Origin of the sequence: Streptomyces sp. NPDC008086 (assembly GCF_042957325.1) — a bacterium.
GTDB lineage: Bacteria > Actinomycetota > Actinomycetes > Streptomycetales > Streptomycetaceae > Streptomyces.
In genome coordinates, this window is record NZ_JBIBIA010000013.1 from 74,359 (window position 1) to 96,761 (window position 22,403).

General features: G+C 70.2%; 23 protein-coding genes and 1 riboswitch. Of the genes, 15 read left to right on the forward strand and 8 right to left on the reverse strand.

What is annotated here, in order from left to right:
• Positions 1-24: 24 nt before the first annotated feature.
• The gene (locus ACFZBP_RS36735) at positions 25-1,059 is read right to left on the reverse strand and encodes a cation diffusion facilitator family transporter (RefSeq protein WP_391419926.1); all 1,035 of its coding nucleotides are present in this window, start codon (positions 1,057-1,059) and stop codon (positions 25-27) included.
• Positions 1,060-1,353: 294 nt separating this feature from the next.
• Here ACFZBP_RS36735 and ACFZBP_RS36740 point away from each other — a divergent pair, with 294 nt between their 5' ends.
• The 8 genes from ACFZBP_RS36740 to ACFZBP_RS36775 all read left to right on the forward strand — a co-directional run bounded on the left by ACFZBP_RS36740 (position 1,354) and on the right by ACFZBP_RS36775 (position 8,018).
• A complete protein-coding gene (locus ACFZBP_RS36740; protein ID WP_391419928.1) occupies positions 1,354-2,037 on the forward strand; it encodes a hypothetical protein in 684 nt (227 codons plus the stop codon).
• Between the two features lie 86 nt (positions 2,038-2,123).
• A complete protein-coding gene (locus ACFZBP_RS36745; RefSeq protein WP_391419930.1) occupies positions 2,124-2,726 on the forward strand; it encodes a copper resistance protein CopC in 603 nt (200 codons plus the stop codon).
• A complete protein-coding gene (locus tag ACFZBP_RS36750) occupies positions 2,716-4,755 on the forward strand; it encodes a cytochrome c oxidase assembly protein (protein ID WP_391419932.1) in 2,040 nt (679 codons plus the stop codon). The genes ACFZBP_RS36745 and ACFZBP_RS36750 overlap by 11 nt, the downstream gene beginning before the upstream one ends.
• Positions 4,752-5,420 (forward strand): thioredoxin domain-containing protein, encoded by a 669-nt coding sequence (locus ACFZBP_RS36755; RefSeq protein WP_391419934.1) that lies wholly within the window; start codon positions 4,752-4,754, stop codon positions 5,418-5,420. Before ACFZBP_RS36750 ends, ACFZBP_RS36755 begins: the two co-directional genes overlap by 4 nt.
• A 21-nt stretch (positions 5,421-5,441) precedes the next feature.
• A complete protein-coding gene (locus tag ACFZBP_RS36760) occupies positions 5,442-6,005 on the forward strand; it encodes a carbonic anhydrase (RefSeq protein ID WP_391419936.1) in 564 nt (187 codons plus the stop codon).
• 42 nt (positions 6,006-6,047) lie between these two features.
• The gene (locus ACFZBP_RS36765) at positions 6,048-6,500 is read left to right on the forward strand and encodes a DUF3093 family protein (protein WP_391419938.1); all 453 of its coding nucleotides are present in this window, start codon (positions 6,048-6,050) and stop codon (positions 6,498-6,500) included.
• Positions 6,501-6,509: 9 nt separating this feature from the next.
• Complete coding sequence (locus tag ACFZBP_RS36770) at positions 6,510-7,217, forward strand: hypothetical protein (protein ID WP_391419940.1); 708 nt, start codon at positions 6,510-6,512, stop codon at positions 7,215-7,217.
• A gap of 48 nt (positions 7,218-7,265) precedes the next feature.
• Positions 7,266-8,018 carry a DUF1775 domain-containing protein gene (locus ACFZBP_RS36775; protein ID WP_391419942.1) on the forward strand — a complete coding sequence of 251 codons (753 nt, stop codon included), beginning with the start codon at positions 7,266-7,268 and terminating at the stop codon, positions 8,016-8,018.
• Positions 8,019-8,117: 99 nt separating this feature from the next.
• Here the strand turns inward: ACFZBP_RS36775 and ACFZBP_RS36780 are convergent, their stop codons facing one another.
• The gene (locus ACFZBP_RS36780) at positions 8,118-8,705 is read right to left on the reverse strand and encodes a histidine phosphatase family protein (RefSeq protein WP_391419944.1); all 588 of its coding nucleotides are present in this window, start codon (positions 8,703-8,705) and stop codon (positions 8,118-8,120) included.
• Between the two features lie 112 nt (positions 8,706-8,817).
• A riboswitch (cobalamin riboswitch) is annotated at positions 8,818-8,893 on the forward strand.
• Positions 8,894-8,955: 62 nt separating this feature from the next.
• Here ACFZBP_RS36780 and ACFZBP_RS36785 point away from each other — a divergent pair.
• Together ACFZBP_RS36785 and ACFZBP_RS36790 are read left to right on the forward strand one after the other, a co-directional pair.
• Positions 8,956-9,174, forward strand: coding sequence for a CbtB-domain containing protein (locus tag ACFZBP_RS36785; RefSeq protein ID WP_046916555.1), 219 nt, complete (start codon positions 8,956-8,958; stop codon positions 9,172-9,174).
• Positions 9,175-9,187: 13 nt separating this feature from the next.
• Entirely contained in the window at positions 9,188-9,940 is a 753-nt protein-coding gene (locus ACFZBP_RS36790; RefSeq protein WP_391419947.1) for a CbtA family protein, read from the forward strand.
• 149 nt (positions 9,941-10,089) lie between these two features.
• Here ACFZBP_RS36790 and ACFZBP_RS36795 read toward each other — a convergent pair whose 3' ends face one another.
• The 6 genes from ACFZBP_RS36795 to ACFZBP_RS36820 all read right to left on the reverse strand — a co-directional run bounded on the left by ACFZBP_RS36795 (position 10,090) and on the right by ACFZBP_RS36820 (position 15,953).
• Positions 10,090-12,045: a copper resistance protein CopC gene (locus tag ACFZBP_RS36795; protein ID WP_391419949.1), complete on the reverse strand. Its 1,956-nt coding sequence runs from the start codon at positions 12,043-12,045 to the stop codon at positions 10,090-10,092.
• An 81-nt stretch (positions 12,046-12,126) separates the two neighbouring features.
• A complete protein-coding gene (locus ACFZBP_RS36800; RefSeq protein ID WP_391419951.1) occupies positions 12,127-12,645 on the reverse strand; it encodes a hypothetical protein in 519 nt (172 codons plus the stop codon).
• A 150-nt stretch (positions 12,646-12,795) separates the two neighbouring features.
• The gene (locus tag ACFZBP_RS36805; protein WP_391419953.1) at positions 12,796-14,268 is read right to left on the reverse strand and encodes a SulP family inorganic anion transporter; all 1,473 of its coding nucleotides are present in this window, start codon (positions 14,266-14,268) and stop codon (positions 12,796-12,798) included.
• Positions 14,269-14,351: 83 nt separating this feature from the next.
• On the reverse strand, positions 14,352-14,960 hold the full coding sequence (locus ACFZBP_RS36810) for a carbonic anhydrase (RefSeq protein ID WP_391419955.1): 609 nt from the start codon (positions 14,958-14,960) through the stop codon (positions 14,352-14,354).
• A 177-nt stretch (positions 14,961-15,137) separates the two neighbouring features.
• On the reverse strand, positions 15,138-15,527 hold the full coding sequence (locus ACFZBP_RS36815; protein ID WP_391419957.1) for a hypothetical protein: 390 nt from the start codon (positions 15,525-15,527) through the stop codon (positions 15,138-15,140).
• Positions 15,528-15,731: 204 nt separating this feature from the next.
• Positions 15,732-15,953 carry a hypothetical protein gene (locus ACFZBP_RS36820; RefSeq protein ID WP_391419959.1) on the reverse strand — a complete coding sequence of 74 codons (222 nt, stop codon included), beginning with the start codon at positions 15,951-15,953 and terminating at the stop codon, positions 15,732-15,734.
• 1,330 nt (positions 15,954-17,283) lie between these two features.
• Here ACFZBP_RS36820 and ACFZBP_RS36825 point away from each other — a divergent pair.
• From ACFZBP_RS36825 to ACFZBP_RS36845, 5 genes are all read left to right on the forward strand, one after another.
• The gene (locus ACFZBP_RS36825) at positions 17,284-18,438 is read left to right on the forward strand and encodes a pyridoxal-phosphate dependent enzyme (RefSeq protein WP_391419961.1); all 1,155 of its coding nucleotides are present in this window, start codon (positions 17,284-17,286) and stop codon (positions 18,436-18,438) included.
• A complete protein-coding gene (locus tag ACFZBP_RS36830; RefSeq protein ID WP_391419963.1) occupies positions 18,435-19,694 on the forward strand; it encodes an MFS transporter in 1,260 nt (419 codons plus the stop codon). Before ACFZBP_RS36825 ends, ACFZBP_RS36830 begins: the two co-directional genes overlap by 4 nt.
• 166 nt (positions 19,695-19,860) lie before the next feature.
• Positions 19,861-20,235: a BlaI/MecI/CopY family transcriptional regulator gene (locus ACFZBP_RS36835; protein ID WP_391419966.1), complete on the forward strand. Its 375-nt coding sequence runs from the start codon at positions 19,861-19,863 to the stop codon at positions 20,233-20,235.
• A complete protein-coding gene (locus tag ACFZBP_RS36840; protein WP_391419968.1) occupies positions 20,232-21,143 on the forward strand; it encodes a M48 family metalloprotease in 912 nt (303 codons plus the stop codon). Before ACFZBP_RS36835 ends, ACFZBP_RS36840 begins: the two co-directional genes overlap by 4 nt.
• A 156-nt stretch (positions 21,144-21,299) precedes the next feature.
• Entirely contained in the window at positions 21,300-22,325 is a 1,026-nt protein-coding gene (locus ACFZBP_RS36845) for an NlpC/P60 family protein (protein ID WP_391419971.1), read from the forward strand.
• Positions 22,326-22,403 lie beyond the last annotated feature (78 nt).

Below are 22,403 nucleotides of genomic sequence, written 5' to 3' on the forward strand. Positions count from 1 at the left end.
CAGAAAACCCTGGATTATCTGCCGTCAGTGTTCGTGCGGCTCTTCGCGGTGGATCGGCCCGTGCGGTTCCTCGCAGTGCGAGGTGTCGTCCGTCGGCAGCAGGCCACGGTCGGCGGGCAACGTCACCTGCAGGACCAGATCGGGGGTGTGGTCGACCTGGAGCGTGGTGTGGGTGATGCCGTAGTCGTGACGCAGGAGTTCTTCGAGGTCGCGGCGGACGGCGTGGCAGTCGCCACCGGACTCGACCAGGATGTGGGCGGAGAGGGCGGCCTGACCGGAGGTGATCTGCCAGACGTGCAGGTCGTGGACCTCGACGACGGCCGGCTGGGCGACCAGCTTGTCGCCGAGCACGTCGGGGTCGATGTTGGCCGGGGCGGCTTCCAGGAAGATGCGGCCGGACTCGCGCATCAGCCCGTAGCCGGCCTTGAACATGAGGGCCACGACCACGAGGGTGGCGATCGCGTCCGCGCGGGCGAAGCCGGTGAGGACGACGACCAGGCCGGCGACCGCGGTGCCGATGAAGGCGAATAGGTCGTTGAGGATGTGTTGGTAGGCGCCCTCGACGTTGAGGGAAGAGCGGTTGGCCTTGGAGATGCACCAGGCCGCGGCCACGTTCACGACGATGCCGGCGAGCGCGGTGGCGAGCATCAGACCGCCCTCGACCTCGGGCGGGTCGATCAGGCGGTGCACGGCTTCGTACGCCAGCCACGCGCCGAGCAGGAGCAGGGTCAGTCCGTTGGCCTGGGCGGAGAGTATTTCCGCACGCTTGAGGCCGTAGGTGTAAACACCGCGGGCCGGGCGGGCGGCCAGCCGCATGGCGATCAGTGCGAGAACGATCGAGACGGCGTCGGTGAGCATGTGCGCCGCGTCGGAGATCAGCGCCAGCGACTGAGCGATGATGCCGATGACCACCTCGATCGCCATGAAGCCGGTGATCAGTGCGAGGGCGATGGCCAGCCAGCGGCGGTCGCTGTCCGCCGAGACCCCATGGGAATGCCCGGCGTGCCCACCCTCCCCGTGCTCGTGTCCCGGGCTGTGCTCGTGACCGTGATCACTCATTTCGTATGCCTTCCCCCTGAGACGGATGCCTTGCCCGAAGTGAAGCGCACACATACGCCAATCACCAAAGGCTGCATCGGTGACCGTTGTCATGACCGATAAGTAGCCTCTGACCTGCGGAAACTGTCTGACGTCGAGGGTGGGACGAACGGCCTGGCCGCGGGTGCCACCCTGTTGTGAGCCGAGGCGCGGGGAGGTCGGTACGCTGCCAGGGCGTACGGGGAATCCGGCCCCGCCGTCCGATGTCCGCTCCTCCGTCCGATCCCGGACGGGGCTCACGAAGGCCCGAACCTGATGCCACCGCACCGCCCGCGAGGAACCGCCTCACCGGCGTCCGGCGTGCTGCGCGGGCTCAGGGCAGGTGTGCTGGCAGTGCTGTGTGTGCTGCTGCCGCTGGCCGGACACGTGCTGGCGCAGTGCCACGCGCCCCGGTGGATCATCGTGGCCGGGATGGCCGCGGTGGCCGGCCCGGGCTCGGTGGTACTCACGCGGCGGCGGTTGACGGACTCCCAGGTGCTGGCCGTGCTCACGGCCGCGCAGCTTGCCTACCACGCGGCCTACTCCCTGCCGGGCGCGTGCGCGGCGGTGACGGAACAGGGCGGTTCCATCGGCGGCTTGTCCCGGCTGGTGGAGCATGGCACGGTCGCCGATCCGTCGCCCGGGGTGGTGCTGGCCGGTCACCTCATCATGCTGCTGCTCGCCGCGCGTCTGCTGGGCATCTCCGAGCGGCTGCTGTGGCAGAGCAGGACGCTGCTGACAGTCGTACGACGTCTGCTGCTTTTCCTCTGGCCGCTGCTGAGCCGCCGTGAGGGCAACGGCCCGCGGACCACATTCCCCCAGAGCACAGCGCCGCTGATGTCGGCGCTCCTGGTTCGGCTTAACGAGGGCAGGGCGCCCCCGCCCCACGGACGCGGCCAGTCCGCCGTCCCCCTTTTCCTTCTCCGGCCGATGCCGATCGGCGGTCCCTGCCTGCCCTGACGGGTACGAGGCGACGATCCGCCTGGCTGGCCGGGCCCCTTTTGTCCCGGCGGCCACTCGCCGGGGGACACAGAGAGTCCCGCACCATGAACGCCATCGAACGGCGTGCCGCCACACGGACGGCACGCAGCCTCGTCGCACTCACCGCCGCCGTGGCGGCCCTGGCCGTATCCGCTCCGCAGGCCGCGGCCCACACCGAACTCGACACCAGCAGTCCTGGCGCCCAAGCGACGCTCGCCGGGCTGCCTCCGAACGCCACGCTGACCTTCAGCGATTCGATGACCCAGAAGTATGCCAAGGTCGCTGTCACCGGCCCGGACGGGAAGTCGGCCGCCGCGGGCGACCCGCAGGTTGACGGTAAAACCGTCACCCTGCCGCTCGACACCGGCTCACCGGCCGGTCGTTACACCGTGGGCTACCGGGTGGTCTCCGCCGATGGCCACCCGGTCTCCGGCTCGTACACGTTCACCGTCAAGGCGGTCGGCAGCACGAGCCCGACGCCGCAAGCGGAACAGTCGGCCGACGCACCACCGTCGCCTGCCGCCCGTGCGGCCCAGGCCGACGCACCGGGTGGGGAATCATCCGGCACGGGCGTCTCCGCCCTCGTGGGTGGCGGCGCGCTGGTCCTGACCCTGGCGGCCGTGGGCGTGTACGTGGTGCGGCGGAGGCGAGCCGGTCATGGCGGCTGAGGCCACCGTCAAACCCCGTCGGCTTCCGCGGCTGCCGCTCGTCCTGGCTGCCTCGCTCGGCGTCGCGGTCGCGGTGATGGCGGTCGCCGTGTGGGCCGGCGGCGGCGCGGCGGCCCAGGTCCCCGGCATCCCGGATGCCGGTGCGCTCACCGCCTGGGGCCTGCCGGTGGCCCGTACGATCGTCGACGCGTCCGCCGTGGCCACCATCGGCGCGCTGCTGCTCGTCGCCGTGCTGCTGCCCGGCGGCAGGAAGCTCGGCCCGACCCAACTGCGCTATCTCACCTGGGCCGCAGTCGGGGCCGGGGTGTGGGCCGCCGCGTCAGTGGCGACCCTCATCCTGACGTTGTCGGACCTGTTCGCCCAGCCGGTCGGCGAGGTGGCGTCCGCCGCCGTGGTGGCCGACTTCGTCACCACCGATGCCCAGGGTCGCTCGTACGCCCTCATGGCGGCGGCAGCAGGAGTTGTCGCGACCTTCTGTGTGGGGATCGGCACGGCGTGGTGGGCTCGCCTGGCTTTGCTGGTCGCGCTCGCGGGGCTGCTGCCGCCCGCGTTCACCGGGCACTCCTCGGCGGCGGGCAATCACGACGCGGCGGTCACCAGCCTCGCCCTGCACCTGGTGGGTGTGGCCGTGTGGGTCGGCGGGCTGCTCTTCGTCCTCGTGGCCGCCGCACGCCGCGAGTCGGATGCGGCGACCGCGATCCGGCGTTTCAGCCCGCTCGCCGGCTGGGCACTGATTGCCGTCGCGGCCAGCGGAATCGTGAACGCAGCGGTCCGGTTCCCGACCGTGGGCGAGGTGTTCACCAGCCGCTACGGGCTGATGGTGCTCGCCAAGACAGCGGCGCTCGCCGTCCTCGGCGGCATCGGCTGGTGGCACCGACGGCGCACCCTGCCCGCCCTGAACGGGGGCGGGCGGAGTGCGTTCGTGCGGCTCGCGGCCGGCGAACTCCTGCTCATGGCGGCCGCTATGGGCCTCGCCGTCGGACTCGCCCGCACCCCGGCACCCGGCTCAGGAGACGCCGAGCTCTCCCCCACCGAGGAACTGCTCGGCTTCGCCATGCCGCCACCGCTCGGCGACTTCCCGTGGACGCCGCTGTTCACCCAGTGGCACTTCGACCCGCTGTTCGCCTTCGGTACGGCCGCGGCGGCACTTCTGTACCTGGCGGGCGTACGGAAGCTCCGCGCACGGGGCGACAAGTGGCCGGTCGGCCGGACGATTTCATGGCTCGCGGGCCTGGCGGTGACCGTGCTCGCCACCATGAGCGGGCTCAACGTGTACGGCAAGGTGCTGTTCAGCGTGCACATGGGCCAGCACATGATCCTCGCGATGACGGTGCCGATCCTGCTGGTCCTCGGCGCCCCCGCCACCCTCGCCCTGCGTACCCTGCCCACTGCCCCCAAGGGCGAACCGGACGGGCCGCGCGAGTGGCTGATGAAGCTGCTGCACAGCCGCTACGTCAAGGTCGTCTCCCACCCCGTGGTGGCGAGCGTGCTGTTCATCGGCAGCGCCTTCGTCGTCTACTACACCTCGCTGTTCGAGACGCTGATGCGCAGCCACCTCGGGCACATGTTCATGCTGGTGCACTTCCTCGCCGTCGGCCTGCTGTTCTTCTGGGTGGTCATCGGCATCGACCCCGGCCCGCGCCGCCCGCCGCACCTGGGCCGACTGTTCGTGCTGATCCTGACGATGCCGTTCCACTCCTGGTTCAGCATCTCGCTGATGAGCTCCACCGCGCTGATCGGCGAGGGCTGGTGGTCGCTGCTGGACCGGCCATGGGTCGAGCGGGCGATGGACGACCAGTACGACGCCGGCGCGATCGCCTGGGCCACCGGCGACATCCCCGTCCTGATCACCACGATCATCCTGGCCATCCAGTGGGTCCGCTCCGACCAGCGCGAAGCCCGCCGTATCGACCGGCAGATCGACCGAGGCGACGCGAACGACCCCCTCGCCGCCTACAACGCCTACCTGGCCGGCCTCCACGCCCGAGACCGGCGCCCCGCCCACACCCGTACCCCCGAGGAATCATGAGCAAGCTGAAGAAGCAACTGATCGCCGCCGCCGTACTCGTGGCCGGATTCGCCGCCGCCTTCGGCTCCTACCTGCTGTTCTCCCCCGAAGAGCGGAGCAGTAGTGGCCTGGATGTGAAGCCGGCGGCTGAGGCTCTGCCTGTGCGCGACTCCAGCCACCGCCTGAGCGAGCCCAAGAAGAGTGAGCTCACGGTGGTCGAGTTCCTCGACTTCGAGTGCGAGGGCTGCGGGGCTTACTACCCGGTGGTGGAACAGTTGCGCGAGGAGTACGGAGACCGGGTCACCTTCGTCGCCCGCTACTTCCCCATGCCCGGCCACCGCAACGGCGAACTCGCCGCCCGAACCGCCGAAGCCGCCGCCCGCCAGGGCAAGTTCGAGGAGATGTACAACAAGCTCTTCACCACCCAGAAGGAATGGGGCGAAGCCCAGGAGTCGAAGGAGTCCGTCTTCCGCGACTACGCCAAGGAACTCCGCCTCGACATGACCCGATTCAACGCCGACCTCGCCGATCCGAAGGTGGCCGCACGCATCCAGGCCGACCAGCGCGACGGCCTCGGCCTGGGCGTCCAGGGCACCCCCACCTTCTTCTTCGACGGAGAGCGGATCACCAACCCCAGCTCCTACGAGGCGTTCAAGGCGCTCATCGACAAAAAGCTGGCCGACTGACGTGAGCGGGGAGGCCACACCATGCAGTACCTGATCGACCAGGCCCGGGTCTTCCGCGCCCGCGCGGCGGCCCACACCCTGCACCTGGGCGGCCTCTCCCGGTACCACCGCCCTCGGGCGGTGTTCATCGCCTGCTCGGACGCCCGCGTCGTGCCCGCGCTCCTCACCGCAGCCCAGCCCGGAGACCTCTTCGAACTGCGCACGTACGGAGGGGTGATACCGCCCTACGACGCGAAGACGCCGAGCGGCGAAGCCAGGACGATCGAGTACGCGGTCAACGAACTTGGGGTCTCGGACATCATCGTCTGCGGCCACTCGCACTGCGACGTCGTCTCGGCGGAGATGCACGGCAACCTGACGACGGCCGTCGCCGCCGGGTCCGACGACGCCACCCCACTGACCGAAGACTTCACCGCCGCCGGGCACTGGCACGTCCTGACACAGGTCGACGTGCTTAGCGCCTATCCGTGCGTCGTGCCCCGGCTGGCGGACCGATCGTTGCGCCTGCACGCCTGGTTCCACGAGATCGACACCGGCGCGACCCTGACCCACCACCCCCGTGCCCGCACCTTCCTGCCCCTGTGAACAGCCCCACCGCATCTGCCGTATACGACAAGGTGAACGCCCGTGACCTCCACCAGCCGGATCATCTACGACGAACGTCTGACCGCGCCGAAGACCTGGTGGGTCATGGCCGCCCTCTTCGGCATCTCCCTCGCCCTCGTCTTCTTTCCCTACGGCCCCGTCGCCGCGCTCATCGCTCTGGCCATCGGCACCTGTCTGGCCGGGATGTACGTCAGCTCACAGGGCTCGACACGGATCCGGGTCACCGGCGACACGCTGTTCGTGGCCGATGCCCGCATCCCGCTGAAGGACCTCGGGCAGCCGGAGGCCCTGCAAGGCGAGGAGGCCCGGGCGTGGCGGACGTACAAAGCAGATCTTCGGGCCTTCATGGTGATGCGCAGCTTCCTGCCCAACGCGGTGCGCGTCGAGGTACTCGATCCGGAGGACCCCACGCCCTACCTCTATCTCTCCACCCGGACTCCGGACCTCCTCGCCAAGGCGCTCGGTAAGGAATGATGGGCGACCGTGCCACGTGATCACGTGACCGGGCACGAAGAGCGTGCCGGAGACAGCCGGACCAGCCGCGCAGGGACGTGCGCACGGTCCGGTCTGTTCGCCGTGCTCGGCACCGTGCTCGCGACGTTCGGTCACCACGCGATCGCCGAAGGCACGGTGCCCTGGCGGCTGGTGGGCGCGTCGATCGTGGCCCAGTTCGCGGCGGTCTGGCCGCTGGCCCGACACCGCTACACGCCGGCCGCGACTGTCACGTGCACGCTGACGATGCAGGGCGCTTTGCATCTCGCCATGTCCTACGCGGACGGTGGCACGCCGGCGTCGCCGGCAGGCATGGCGGGACATGCGATGCACGCGGGGCACCGCGCGGCTGCGGTCGGGGACGGCCACGCCTGGCACCATGCCGGAACAGCGATGACGACCGTCCATGTCGTGGCCGCGCTGGTCGTGGCCTGGCTGCTGCACCGGGCGGACGCACGGGTCACAGCCGCGCTCGGCGCGCTGGGCACGCTCGCCAGGGCAGCCGTCGCGGCCCTGTCTCAGGTGCTGCCCCGACCGGTTTGTGGCACCGGCCGGAGGGTGTTCGCGCTGCCCGACCGGCGCCTGGACGCCTCGTTCGAGGTGGCGGCACCGGCATGGGACGACGTACTGGAGCACGCGGTGGTGCGCAGGGGACCACCGCGGCGGGAGCACCTCCAGCCCGTCACCCGGTCCCGGTAAGCCACGGGACCGGCTCTTCCCGTATCAGCAAGGAGTCCCCCTGTGTCCATGTCCACGCACCCCGTGGCCCGTGCGGGTCGCCGTATCGCGCTCGCCGGTGCCGTCGCGCTGACGGCCACGCTCGCCCTGGCGGCACCTGCCGCCGCGCACGCGGAAGTCGAGTCCGAGAAGGCCCAGGCCCTGGCCGAGAACGTCACGCTCAGCTTCGTCTCCGAAGCCGAGTCCGCCTCCGCGGGCTTCACCGAACTGCGCATTGTGCTGCCCGACGGCATCGCTCCCGGCGACGTGACGCTCGAAGAAGCCCCCAAGGGCTGGAAGTTGAAGGCCACCGCGGACGGATACACCGTCGGCGGTACGGCTCTCAAGGCCGGGGTTGACGCCGAGTACGAGATCAAGGTGCGGCAGCTGCCGGACGCGAAGGAGATCGCGTTCAAGACGATCGAGACCTACAGCAACGGCGAGGTCTCTCGCTGGATCGAGCTGCCCGACGGCGGTGCGGAGCCCGAACAGCCCGCGCCCGTCCTGAGGTTGAAAGCCGCTGCCCCGGGCGCCACGCCGGTGAGCCCCAGTCCCAGTGACAGCCCGACGAAGAGTGCGAAGCCCAGCCCGACCCCGTCGGCCACCGAGTCGGACGTCGCGGCCGCGGGCTCCGACACCGACGCCAAGGCAGCCAAGGCAGCCAAGGAGGACGACAACGGCTCCGCGGGCGTGCTCATCGGCGGGATCGTCGTGGCGCTGCTCGCCGGGGGCGGCGGTGCGTGGTGGCTGGTGAAGCGGCGCGCCGCTTCGTCGCCGAGCTGATCCGCGTTTCGTGTGTCTGTGGGGCGGAACCACTTCCGTCCCACAGACACGCGGGGGCGCAAGGAACCGGCGCCCACGGCATGCGTGTCAACACGACGTTCAGTCGTCTCCACCCACTGGCGTGCCGGAGGAGACATCCCCCATCCGCAGATTCCAGCGGCCGTTGCGGCCGGTGAGCTGCACGGCGGACAACGGCGGCACGTCGACGTTCCAGAAGGACCGCTGCGGCGCGTCCAGCACGTGGACCACAGCGGCGCGCGCGACCGCCTGCTCGACCACGGCCAGAACTCGCCCTGCGTCGGCCGGCAGCGCGTCCAGCCAGGCGGCGACCCGCCGGCAGATGTCGGCTGGGGACTCGCCGCCGTGCGGCGCCGCTTCCGGATCCGACATCCAGGCGGCGAGACCGGCACCGTCACTGGCCGCGACCTCGCTGAGCGTGCGGTCGCGCCAGGAGCCCATGTCGATGTCCCGCAGCGCCGGTTCCGCGGTGACCGCATCCCAGCCCAGGGCTCGGGCCGTCTGCGTGCACCGCTGCGACGGCGCCGCGTACAGACTGGCGGCCGAGGGCAGGGCTGCGGCTACTGCCTTCGCCTGCCGCAGTGCTCGCTCGTCGAGGGGCACGTCGGCGAAGCGTGCGTCGCGCTCGACGGAAGCGGCGGCGCACAGCAGGGTGAGCCGGACGGTCATGCGGGGCCTTTCGTCGGGTCGCCGGGGGCGGTTCATCGTAGGTGGCGTACGCCATGTTGGCCGAAGTTCGTATTACCCCTACCATCTGGGGCGACAAGGACGACGGCGCCACGGAAGCCGGTGCAAGCCCGGCACGGTCGCGCCACTGTGTGCCACCCAGCCAACGAGGCGAGGGTGGTGAGTCAGACCCAACGCTGTCGTCGAGTGCTCCACACGATGCGGGACGCGATGTTCCCGAGGAGGTCTCGCCATGGCGCAGTCCACCGCTGCCCCCACCCCCACCACTCAGACCCTCACGCCGCTGCCGCTGCGGGCGATCGCCCCCTGGGCCGTCTTCTTCGGCGTTCTGATGCTGGTCCTGCTGTACTTCGTCGGCGCCGAGCAGGGCGCCACGGCCGTGGTCTCCGGTGAGGGCGTGCACGAGTGGGTGCACGACGCCCGCCACCTCCTCGGCTTCCCCTGCCACTGACGGAGCCTCTGCCATGAACTCCGTCACCGTACGCACCTTGCTGGTGCGCGGCATGCTCGCCGGCATCGGCGCGGGCGTGCTCGCTTTCGTCTTCGCCTACCTGGTCGGGGAAGGCCCGGTGGATGCGGCCATCGCGTTCGAAGAGGCCAACTCCCACGACATGGGCGCCATGGGCGAGGAACTCGTCAGTCGATCCGTGCAGTCGACCGCAGGTCTGGCCACGGGTGTCCTCGTCTTCGGCGTCGCCATCGGCGGCATCGCTGCCCTCGCCTTCTGCTTCGCGCTGGGTCGCATAGGCCGGTTCGGCGCCCGGGCTACGGCGGGGCTGACTGCCCTCGCCGGGTTCCTCCTCGTCTACCTCGTGCCGATCCTGAAGTACCCGGCCAACCCGCCCGCCGTAGGCAACCCCGACACCCTCGACAAGCGCACCATCCTGTTCGTCCTGATGATCGCCCTCAGCGTGCTGCTGGGCATCGCCGCCCTCCTGCTGGGTCGAAGGCTCGCCCCGGCGTGGGGGAATTGGAACGCTTCCATCGCCGCCGGCCTCGCTTTCGTCGCGGTAGTGGCGATTGCGATGGTCGTTCTGCCGTCCGGCGAGAACACTCCTAAGGGCTTCCCGGCCACCGACCTGTGGGAGTTCCGGCTGGCGTCCGTCGGCGTGCAGGCCGTGCTGTGGTCGGCGTTCGGGCTCCTGTTCGGCTTCCTGGCCGAACGCGTCCTCGAACCGAAGCCTGCTCGCGGCCAGGTCTCCACACTGGCAGCCTGAACCACCACGTACGAAGGGGCGGGATCCGCCGGGGGCGCGCCCGGTGGTTCCCGCCCTTTCGTGGGTCGGGAGCCGACGCCGTGAGCCTCCGCCGCCCAGGTTCGGTGCGCACCCGTCGGTTGCGAGGAGCGTGCCGGACGCCAGGTCGGTCAGGCCGGTGACGGCCTGATGTTCACGTCCTTGGTGACCGTGACCTGGTCGATGTCGGTCAGGCGCACGGTGACACGCAGGGTCCAGGACCCGGGCAACGGAAGCCGCAGGCGGTCGGTGGTCCAGTAGCCGCCCCGGTCAACGAGCTTCGCATCCAACGGGCCCACCCCTTGGGCACGCTGCGTGAGGCTGACACGGACCTCGGGGGCTGCGAAAGGAAGCCCGTCGGCCCCGTACGTCACGGCCTCCACGGTGTTGTCGCCAACGCGCCCCGGGGAGAAGGTGATCTGCACCCTGCCGTTCCCGTTCGGTATGCCGACATCGAAGGGGACCAACGCCACCTGCACCGTGGGTTCCCGGGATGCGGCGAGCGCGGCGGCACTCTCCACGGCGGCTCGGCTGGGCTGGGTTCCGGTGAGCATTGTGGTGATCACCAGGACGACGACACCGAGCACTGCCTCGACGGCGACCGAACGGCGCAGGGCGCGCCGGGGTGTGCCGAAATCGGGCAAGCCTGGTTCTTCGGCGGGATCACCCGCAGCGGGAGGGCCCGTGAGGCTGTCTGCGTTCTCGGCGATTGCGCTGGTCGAGGAGGCGCCCACGCCGACGGTCTGCGCGACGCGTACGTGCTGGGGCTCGGCTGCGGGTACGAGCGCCTTCTGTGGCTTCTCCCGGAGGAGCTGCGCGGTCCATTGGCGCGAGAAGGCGGCCACGGTCAGCACCACGACCACGGCGATGGACTTGAGAGCGAGGACCCTGCCGTACTCGGTGGTGGACAGCGCTTCAAGAGAACCGACCTGACGCCAGGACTGGTAGACACCGGTGACGACCAGGACGGCGACCGAGGTGAAAGCCAGCTGGGAGAAGCGCGCGACCGCTGCAACTGGGATCACCATGTCGGCGGGCGCCCGGAACAGAGCGACCACCAGCGCGACCAGACCACCCAGCCACACCGCCATGGCGAGCAGATGGAGCACGGAGACAGGGATCGCCAGCGGCACCTGGAGACCGGCGGACGCGTGCTCGGCCGCGGCCCAGGTGAGGGCCAGGCACACAGCGACGAGCACGCCCACGACTCGTGTGCCGACACCGAACTGCGGTCGCGCGGTGAGCTGGTCGGAGGTGGGTGCGGTGACCGGATCGGGCGACGTGCTGTCGCCCTCACTGCGGAGGCGGCCGACCAGCCGCGCCAAGAAGACTCCCGCCGCCGCGAGCAGCAACAACCGTGCGCCCAGAGCCCACCCGCTCCTACCTGTGAGGGTCCGACCCAACAGCGACAGGTCGAACACGGCGCCGAGGCCCTTGCCGGTCTCGTAGGGGCCGCGGAGCAGCAACAGGACAACGGTGGAGGCGAACAGCGCCACCCAGCCGGTCAACAGGAGCCGGCGCAGCGGACGCAAGCCTGCGCCGGCCGGCCAACAAACGAGGGTGAACAGGGCGACGCCGATGAGCAGGGCCAGACCGCTGTAGGCCACGTAGCGGAAGAAGCCGTAAGGACGGGAGGTGGCGGTGTCGGCCCGGGATTCGACCGGCACCGTGGCGGTGGTGGTGGACGGTTGGCCGATGGAGAAGGCGAACGCGCCGGAGATCGGGTGACTGTCCGAGGAGACGACCCGCCATGACACCGTGTAGGTGCCCTCGGGCAACTTGCCGGTCAGCTGCACGCGGGCGGTGTTCGTCTTCCCGGCTGCGTGCCCGACGGTTCCTCGGTCGACCCGCAGGTTCTTCGGGGACAGGACGCGCAGTGAGCCGTCGGCGAGGCTGACGGTTTCGTTGAAAGTGAGCGTGAGCTGCTTCGGCGCGGTCTTGAGGACGGAGACGTCAGCCGGGTCGGACTTGGTCAGGACGGCGTGGGCGGAGGCGGTTCCGGCGCCGCCGAGGAGGAGGGTGAGCACCGCGCCGACCAGGAGTAGGGCGGTCAGCGGTTTCCTGGTCCGGCGTGGTGCCGTGGGCATGGAGCAGCCTCCGGGGACGGGGGTTGTGCGGGTGGTCGTGGCCGACTGGGGCCGCGTGGTTGGTGGGGGATGTGACGGCGGCTAGGACGGGCCCGGGGTCGGGCCTATGCCACGCAGTTGCTGGATCTTCCCGCCGATCTTGGCGCGGAATTCGTCCAGCATCTCCGGCTCCTTCGCACTGACGACCCAGCGCGTGCCGACCAGGTACTTGCCCCCGTAAATGGCGGCGGAGTCCAGCCAGGTCTGCTTGTACTTTTCCTCCGGGAAGGTGGTGATGAGGTAGTCGACCTTCGGCGTGTGGCAGAGCCCCTGGCGCAATTCGTCCGCGTCGATACGGATCTTGGGCTTGCAGCCGGTCAGATTGGCGATCACTTCCACCTTCGCCGGCGCCACCAGTTCGGCCGCCGGTGAGGCGGATATCTTCGTCGGCTTGCTACTCGCCTTTGCGTCGTCTTCACCGCTTCCGCTGCATGCGGTGGCCAGCGGAAGAAGAGCCAGGCTTGCGGTCAGTGCGACGCCGCCTATGAGGCGGGAGGTGGGCTGGGCACGGCCTGTGCGTCCTCGCTGGGGCTGCTGTGACTGCTCGGGGTGCTGTGGCACGTGCCTCTCCGTATCCGGGCTGGTCCTGCCGCGCCGGCGGCCGGGTGTACGACTACGACAGGGGGTACGGGTGAACGCCGGTAGCCGTTCACCCCGTATGTAACCGAAGGCCCGCGGGTCGGCCGAAACACCGACCCACGGGCCGCCGGGTCACACCGAGGCGATGGTGCGCTCGGGCTGAACGGTGTGCGCGTTGTGCTGGTCCGCCCAGTGCTGCAATGCACTCATGCAGGCGTGATCGAGGTGCCGCAGACCGGTGAGGTTGAGCTCGATGGGCCGGTTGGCGGGCAGCCGTTCCAGGGCGTCGAGGATGCGCGGCAGGCGCAGGAAGGTCGCGTGACCGCGAATACTCACCCGCACCGCGCCCGCCCCCTCGTCATTCACGTCGACGTGGACGTGCGAGGTCTCCCAGGCCGTCTTCACCACCGCGAGCAGCAACCCGATCAGAACGCCCTCGAACATGTTGGTGACCAGGATCGCCCCGGCCGTGATCACCAGCACCACGGCCTCACTGCGGTGTTCGCGCCACAGCGGCCCCAGTTCCTTGACCGGCAGCAGCTTGAAGCCGGCGTGGATGAGAACCCCGGCGAGTGCGGCGGCGGGGATCACGCCGAGTGCGCCGGGCAGCAGGGCGGCGAAGAGCAGCAGCCACAGGCCGTGCAGGACGCGGGAAGCCTTGGTGCGGGCGCCCGCCTGGACGTTGGCGGCGCTGCGGACGATCACGGCGGTCATGGGCAGCGCGCCGAGCATCCCGCAGATGGTGTTTCCCGCGCCTTGGGCCATCAGCTCCTTGTCGTAGTTGGTCTTCGGGCCGGTGTGCAGCCGGTCCACCGCCGCGGCGCTGAACAGTGACTCCGCTGAGGCGATCAGGGTGAACGCGACGATGGTGGTCAGCAGCCCGGCCTCGGTCAGCTTGCCGAAGTCGCTCCCGCCGGGCGGCTGGATCGCTTCCATGAGGCCGCTGACCTCGACGCGGGCGATGGGCAGGTCGAAGACGACGGTGGCCAGGGTGGCCGCGCCGACCGCGACGAGCGGACCGGGCAGCAGTTGCGCCTTGCCGGGCAGCTTCTTCCACAGCGCCATGACGGCGATCGTCCCCGTCCCGATGCCGACGGCGATCAAGGCAGGGTCGGAGAGGAGAACGTCCATGCCCAGGTCGGGCAGTCCGGCGACGTTCGCGGTGCCGGTGCCCGGCGCCTTGCGGTCGGCCAGAGCGTAGAGCTGTCCGGCGATCAGGACGAGGCCGATGCCGGCGAGCATGCCGTGGACGACGGACAGCGAGATGGCGCGGAAGAAGCGGCCCAACCTCAGTGCTCCGAGGGTGAGTTGGAGCAGTCCGGAGGCGAGGACGATCACGCCGAGGGTGGACAGCCCGTAGTCCTGGACGGCGGTGAGAACGAGGACTGTGAGTCCGGCGGCTGGCCCGCTGACCTGGAGGCTGCTGCCCGGCAGCAGCCCCGTGACCAGGCCGCCGACGATGCCGGTGATCAGGCCCAGTTCGGCCGGGACGCCGGAGGCGACGGCGACGCCCACGCACAGGGGCAGAGCGACGAGGAAGACGACCAGGGACGAGGTGAAGTCGGTACGCAGGGCGGACCGGAGGGAGGAGAAGTATGAAGTCATGGCGTTCTCTCTGTGGGGGAAGGAACGTCGCGTGAAGGGCGACCGGAACGAGGTGGGCCGTGTGGGGCCGTGGTCCGGTCGGGTCACAGGGGCTTGAAGCCACGGGTGCCGGGCACGGCGAAGAGGACTTCACCGGTCTCGACCGTGTAGTACCAGCCGTGCAGCCGCAGCCGCCCCGACGACAGGCGCCGGGCGATGAACGGGTAGCTGCGCAGATGGTCGAGCTGGGTGAGCACGTGCTGCTGGGCCACGGCGGTGGGGTCCTCGCCCAGACCTCGGGTCTGCCACGCCTCGTCGCCCCGGGCTCGGTACCCGGCCCGGGCCAGCCAGCGCCTTACGAGCGGCATCGTCTGCACGTTCTGCTCGCGCATCAGCCCCTGCACGGCACCGCAGTGCGAGTGGCCGCACACGACGATGTCGGGCACGCCCAGGGCCTGGACGGCGAATTCGAGGGAGCCGGCCACACCGCAGGCGGTCTGGCTCCGGTACGGCGGGACGATGTTGCCCGCGGTACGCAGCTCGAAGAGGTCACCGGGGCGGGCGCCGGTGAACAGAGCAGGGATGACGCGGGAGTCGGAGCAGGAGATGAACAGGGCTTGGGGCTGTTGGCCCAGGGCCAGCCGCCCGAACTCCTCCTGCTGGTCGGAGATCTTCTGTGGGAACTCGCGGGCGTGCTCGATGAGGGTGTGCATGTGAATCGACCTCGTGACTCTTCGTGGGGCTCTTAGGACGAAGGGGCGCGAAGAGTGCGTGCTGCACGCGTCCGGGTGTGCGTCAACGAGCCGTGGCGAGCGGCGGTTCGTCGCTCGGCTGACGGTGGTTGCAGTACGTACCGGACGTGGGGATGGGTGCGTGCAGCACGCTGCCGATCAGCAGCGGAAGGTCTGCAGTGTGGTGGAGTCAGGTGCGAGTCCGGCGCCCGGATTCCAGGCGTCTCTCGCTGTGCGGGGATGGGCCCGGCCGGACACCGAGGCGAGCGACGTGACCGTAGGGTCCGCGGTTGCGTCGGTGGAGAGCGACGGCGTCTCGACGGGATGTCCCGTCCGCGGCGGCAGCGCGAGAGTCTCCGCGTCTGCCTGGTGAGGCTTCGAGCCGGTGCCGACATGCAGGGAAACGGACGAGGATGCCTGCGGCTTCCTGCTTTCCGATTCGATTGCGGGTGCCATCGCCGACACCATGTTCGGTGCGGCCGAGTTGTGGTGAGGCGTGCCGAAGTGCAACAGGACAGCCGCGGCCAGCAGCACGACTGCTGCTGCCATGCGACGAATCACGGCTGGACCCCCGGCGTTGCGCTCGTACCGACGCCAAAACGCTACCGGTCTGCATCCCTTGGACATGCTGAACTCCTCGGTAGAAAAGGTGACATGAGCAACACCGGCACACTCGTTGCAGGAGCAATCACCCGGTTCGGCGGACCTTGCCGGATGTAGGAAGCCGGTGAGAGCCGATCTGGCGGTGCGGCGCTACCCGCGGACGGCGACGAGACGGCGCAGGACCGCGGTGGCCCGTGTGCGCAGACGCCGCCGGGAGTGCGCGGACGAGGCGACTTCGGCCGAGGACCTCGCGGTGACGATCTCGTCGGGCGTTGCGGCTTCCTTCGCCGGAGGGCAGGCGGGCTGGGTGAGTGTGCGGGTGATCTCGGCGCGAGCGAGTGCACTGATGGCGGCGTAGACGTCTCCGGGCATGGCGGTGCTCCTACAGTGCTGCTGGGGAAATGAGTGGAACGGCGGACCGCCCCGCACCCAGGTCGGGGCGGGGCGGCCGGTTCCGCTCAGCAGCGCAGGACGACCGATCCAGAGGGCGAGTCGTGCGCGGAAGCACCCGCTTCGGCGGGTGACGCGCTGCCCTGCGAGGGGGGCATGGGAACGCCGGACGTGGCGCCGGAAGCGGCACGCGAAGGGGAAGTGTCCGCGAGCTGGCGTGGCCCGTAACCGGGAGCGTCGCAGGACTGCGAGGCGTCGCCGCCGTGGTGCCCTGCGGCGCCTACTCCAGTGGCAAGCACGTTCGCCACCGGCTGGCAGTTATGTGGGTTCGAGGCGGCCGCTCGCAGTCGGCAGCCGTCCAGGTCCAGCCCGGAAATGTGGGACGGGCCGGGGCTGAACGTCGCGTGCAGGAGGGCCAGGAGAGCGAGCAGCACGACAGCACCCAGGCCGCGGGCTGCCGCGGGCCTGACCGTGCTGGTAGTGGTGTGCCGCATCCGGGTCTCCTGGTGTACTCCCGCTCAGGAAACCTCCGGATGCCGGACGACGGAGGTTGGATGAGGCCGATCGGGGGCCGGATTCACCCGATGCGGTGATCGGCGGCAACGTGAGCCACCCGTACCGGCATCCGCCCAAAACGTGTACGGGTCCAGGCAGTGCGGGGAATGTCAGCCTCGTGCCGAGGCTTGAGGGCGCGCGGAGACGCTTCCTTTGACAAGAACCTTATGTACTCGCGTGATTACTCTTTGTGTTCATGTGGGCTGGCTCGATCCCTCGAAGCGGCCGCTCCGTGTCACGGACCGGAGCGGTGCTCGTGGTGTTGCTGGCCGCGCTTGTGCACTTTCTGGCCTGCGCACACGGCCCTGCAACGACCCCGGCAGGGCAGGCCGACGCCCTGCTGCTCGCCTCCTCCGCGAACTGCGGGCCGACTGCGGTGCCGTCACAGCAAGCGACGATCCAGCAGACTCCTCCAGCGGACAACGGTGGTGTTCACTGCTGGGGCCTGGACGAGCCGACTGTTCAACCCCCGCGCGATGTCACCCTGGCCGTTCCCGCGGTCGTTGACGCCCCGCCCGCCGAGCAACCCGGCACGCATACCCAGTCTCTGTCTCCGGCCCTGCAGCCCTCACCCCCGGCGCCCGGCGTGCCAGATACCGGGCAGACGCGGGCGCGCATCGGCGTGTGGCGGACCTGATCGACTCCGCTGCCGCGCCCTTACGTACGACTCCGGCGCGGTAGCCCGATCACCTCCGCATCTTTCCCCCGGCACACGACCGGCTCCCGTTCGCGGCGCCGGCCGCAGGAGAAGCACGCCATGAACCACCTCACCCGCATTGCCGTCCCCACCTCACCCGCCCAGCTGCTGTCCGACACCAAACGCCCGATGCACACACCCGCCGGCCTGGTCGGCGACACCCCCACGCTGTGGATCGGCGAACCCTTCACCGCCGCCGGACGTGGCTTCTGGGCCAAGCTCGAAGGCCACAACCCTGGCGGCATCAAGGACCGCACCGCCCTGTACATGGTCCGTGCCGCCCGCGAACGCGGACAGCTGCTGCCCGGCGCGCGCATCATCGAGTCCACCTCCGGCACCCTCGGTCTCGGCCTCGCGCTCGCCGGCGCCACCTACGGCCACCCGGTCACCGTCGTCACCGACCCCGGAATGGAACCCCTCATGACCGGGCTGCTCACCGCGTACGGCGCCGAGGTCGGCCTCGTGGACACCCCACATCCTGCTGGGGGCTGGCAGGAGGCCCGCCGCCGGCGCGTCGAGGAACTCCTCGCCGCCCACCCGGACGCCTGGTGTCCGGACCAGTACAACAACCCCGACAACGTCACCGCCTACGCCCCGCTCGCCCACGAACTCGTCGCCCAGCTCGGCCGTATCGACACCTTGGTGGTGTCGGTCGGCACCGGGGGTCACTCAGCCGGAATCGCCTCCGTACTGCGTAGCTACTTCCCTCACCTGCGGGTCGTCGGCGTGGACACCACCGGCTCGACCATCTTCGGCCAGCCCGCGGCACAGCGGCTGATGCGCGGCCTGGGCAGCAGCATCTACCCCCGTAATGTCGCCTACGACCTGTTCGACGAGGTCCACTGGGTCGCCGCCCCCGAAGCGGTGTGGGCCGCCCGCCGACTCGCCCGCCACCACTACGCCACCGGCGGCTGGAGCGTCGGCGCGGTCGCTCTGGTCGCGCGCTGGCTGGCCCGCACCCTGCCTGCCGAGGACCGGATCGTCGCCGTCTTCCCCGACGGCCCGCAGCGCTACGTCAGCACGGTCTTCGACGACGCCTACTGCGGCGAGCACCGCCTCCTGGGCCACCTGCCCGCCGACGACCCGGACGAGATCGCCCACGCCACCGACCGAGTGGTCACCCGCTGGACCCGCTGCACCCACATCGCTGATCCCGTCGCCGCGACCGGCGAGTGGAGCGTCGCCGAGCAGGCTCTCGCGGGGGCCGCCCGGTGAAGACCTTGTGGCGCCAGACCCGCTCCTTCCCGCCCGCCGTGCGGCTGTTGATGGCCAACCAGTTCGCCATCAACCTCGCCTTCTACATGCTCATGCCGTACCTCGCCGCCCATCTCTCCGGCAGTCTCGGCCTGGCGGCCTGGGCGGTCGGGCTCGTCTTGGGCGTGCGCAACTTCTCCCAGCAGGGCATGTTCCTCATCGGCGGCACCCTCGCCGACCGCTTCGGCTACAAGGGCCCGATCATGGCGGGCTGCCTGCTGCGCACGCTCGGCTTCGGCCTGCTCGGCTGGGTCGACAACCTCCCCGCCCTGATCGCGGCCTCGGCGGCCACCGGCTTCGCCGGCGCCCTGTTCAACCCGGCTGTCCGCGCCTACCTCGCCGCCGAGGCCGGTGAGCGGCGCGTGGACGCCTTCGCCACCTTCAACGTCTACTACCAGGCCGGCATGCTCCTCGGCCCGCTGGTCGGACTCGCGCTGCTCGCGGCCGACTTCCGCCTCGTGTGCACCGTGGCAGCCGCGATCTTCGGCGTCCTGACGGTGCTGCAGTGGCGTGCCCTGCCCGCCCGCCGCGGCGAGGCGGCAGGCACAGCAGGCGCGCCGGACGGTGTGCTGGCGCAATGGCGCACGGTGGTGGCCAACCGGCCCTTCCTGCTCTTCGCCACCGCGATGATCGGCTCATACGTGCTGACCTTCCAGGTCTATCTGGCCCTGCCCCTGGCTGCGGCCGCTGCCCTGGGCGTCAAGGGGACTTGGGCGACAAGCGGGCTCTTCGTCGTCTCGGCCGCGGTCGCCGTCCTCGGGCAGTTGCGGTTGACGGGCTGGGCGAAGCAACGCTGGAGTCCCGCCCAGGCAATGGTGCGCGGGCTGACCGCGATGGGGCTGGCCTTCTTGCCTCTCGCCCTCACCCCGCCCGGCGCCACCCCGGTCGTCCTTGCCGCACTCGTCGCGGCGGTAACGCTGCTCGCCGTCGGCAGCGCGGTGGCCTACCCCTTCGAGATGGACACGGTCGTCCGGCTCTCCGGTAACCAGCTCGTGGCCACCCACTATGGCCTGTACAACACCGTCTCCGGTCTGGGCATCACCCTCGGAAACCTCGCCATCGGCGCTCTCTGGGGTTTCGCGCAACAACACGACGCTCTATGGCTGGCCTGGTGCGTCCTCACCGCCGTCGGACTCGGTTGCGCAGCCTCGGTCGCCGGGCTCTCGCGCAGCGGAAGCCTGGCCGCACGAGAGGAACCGCAGCTCGCTCCCGCCTGAGCCCTGTGGGAGGGACAGGTGCGGCCGACCGGTCTCCCCGGCCGGCCACACCTTCCTCAGCGGTTGCGGTCCAGGCATCACGGTGACGTCAGCCGCCCGCGCAATCCGTGCAGGGCAGACGTCTACTATGGCCCTGCGTATTCGGTGGTGAAAGGGAGTCGGGGTCATGCGGCGGCTGGGGGATCTCGAGGCGGAGATCATGGATCGCCTGTGGACTTGGAACCGTCCCGCCACGGTCCGTGAAGTCGTCGACGACATCAACAAGACCCGCCCCATCGCCTACACCACGGTGATGACCGTCACCAACATCCTCTACACCAAGGGCTGGCTGCAGCGCGGAAAGCAGGAGCGGGGGCGGGCCTGGTTGTATTCACCGGTCCGCAGCCGCGAGGCGTACGCCGCCGCGTTGATGGAGGACGGCCTGGGCGAGAGCAAGGACCGCTCGGCCGCGCTGGTCCACTTCGTCGAGAGCATGTCCGAGGACGAGGTGGCCGCGCTACGCAAAGCCCTGCAGAACGTGGGACGACAGGCGAAGCCGTGAACGCGGCTCCCGTCCTGGTCTGCTACACGGCAGCCGTAGGTCTTGTCGCCCCGCGCCTGCTCCTGCGTGCGGCCTGGCCGCACCGGGCCCCGGCCCTGGCGGCGGCGGTGTGGCACGCGCTGATGGCCGCGTTCGCGATCGGGGCCGCGCTCGCCGCGTACAACCTGGCCATGCCCACCGAGCACCTGCACGCGGGGCTGGTGGGCCTGCTCCACTCCTGCGGACTGCACGTGGGCCCGGGCGAGCCCGACCCCGCCACGGCGGACCGGCTCGCCGTCGCCCTGCCCGCCACCATCGGGATCGCCCTGATCGCGAGCTTCGCCTTCCATGTCATACGGGCACGCCGCGCGCGGACACGGCACCGTGAGGCAGTCGATCTGGTCGGCCACCACTCCGCCCGGTTGTCCGCCACGGTCCTGCCTTACGACATCCCCGCCGCGTACTGCCTGCCCGGTCGCCGCCCACGCGTGGTGATCAGTGACGCGGCGGTGCGTGAACTCGCGCCGGAGCAGCTCGCCGCCGTACTGGAACACGAACAGGGCCACATCGTGGGGCGTCATCATCTGGCCCTGGCCGCCGCGGAGGCGTTCCACTCGGTGTTCCGCCGGCTGACGTTGGCCCGCCATGGTCGGGAACAGACCGCGCTCCTCCTGGAGATGGTCGCCGATGACCGCGCCTTGCGCCGCCACTCGGGTGAGGCCCTGGCCACGGCGATGTACGAGATGGCGGCGGCCCGCACGCCGAAGGGCGCCTTCGCGGCGGGCGGGCAGACGGTGCTGATCCGCCTGCAGCGAGTCCTCGGCCCACGCCAGGCCCCTAACCCCGCGTTCTGGGGGGCTGTGGCCGCCGCGGCCGTGGTGGTTCCGCTGCTGCCGCTACTCGTCGCCTGTCCGCCGATTTTCGGCTGATCGACACCAGTTGACGCACCTGTCACTCGGACTCACTTGCGACCCAAACTACTAAGGTACTAAGTTCTAACGCGCTTGTCGGCCGATGCCGCGGCACCGACCCGACGGCCGTAAGCCGTCGCTCGGTCCACACACGCGCAGAGGAGTCATCCCACGATGGGAACCCACCGTCGGCCCAAGCCGCCCAGCCGCGCCCGGATAGCCACCCTCGGCGTCGCCGCCGGTGCGGTGAGCCTCATCCCGACGCAGAGCCAGGCGGCTCCGAAGCCCACGGTGGACGAGGTCCGCAAGCAGGTGGAGAAGCTCTACGAGGAGGCCACGGGCCCCACCGAGGAGTACAACGGCGTCCTGGAGAAGCAGAAGAAGCTGCAGCGCGAGGTCGACAGTGCGCAGGACCGGCTGGCCCGCAAGCAGCAGGAGTTCAACGAACTGCGCGAGAAGCTGGGCCCGTTGGCGGCGGAGCAGTATCGCAGCGGTGCCATCGATTCGAGCGTGCAGCTCTTCCTCTCCAGCGATCCGGACGACTTCCTGGAGAAGGCCGAGGTGCTCGGCCGCACGAGCGCGCGTCAGGCCGAAGCCCTCCGGGCCTTGCAGGGCAAGCAGCGCGAACTCGCCCAGGAACGCGCGGACGCCACGGAGCGGCTGAAGGCCCTGGCGGAGACCCGCACCAAGGCCAAGGAGAAGAAGGACGCGGTCCAGGCCAAACTCACCGAGGCGCGCAAGCTCCTCAACAGCCTGACCGCCGCGCAGCGCGCCAGGATGGAGGCCGCCCAGGAGCGCGACGACGCGGCCGCGGGCGTCAGCGACTCCGCGGCCAGCTACAACGGTCCCGCCAGCGGTCGCGCCAAGACCGCACTCGACTTCGCCTACGCCCAGCTCGGCAAACCGTACGAGTGGGGCTCGACCGGCCCCAACTCCTACGACTGCTCCGGACTGGTGGGTGCCTCCTGGCGCTCGGCGGGGGTCTCCCTGCCCCGCACCGTCAAGGAGATGTACGACGCCGGCCGGAAGGTGTCCAGGTCGGACATGCAGCCCGGCGACATCATCTACTGGTACAACGACAGCCAGCACAACGGGATGTACGTCGGGAACGGCAAGGCCATCCACGCCCCGCGCACCGGCAAGAACATCGAGATCGTCCCGGTGGACACCATGCCGTTCTTCGCCGCGTCCCGGCCCTGAGCCCCAGCACCGTCCGCACGGCGCGGGCCAGGCCGACTTGGCAGTGGGCCTGCTGACGGGCAGCGTCGGCAGTTCCGG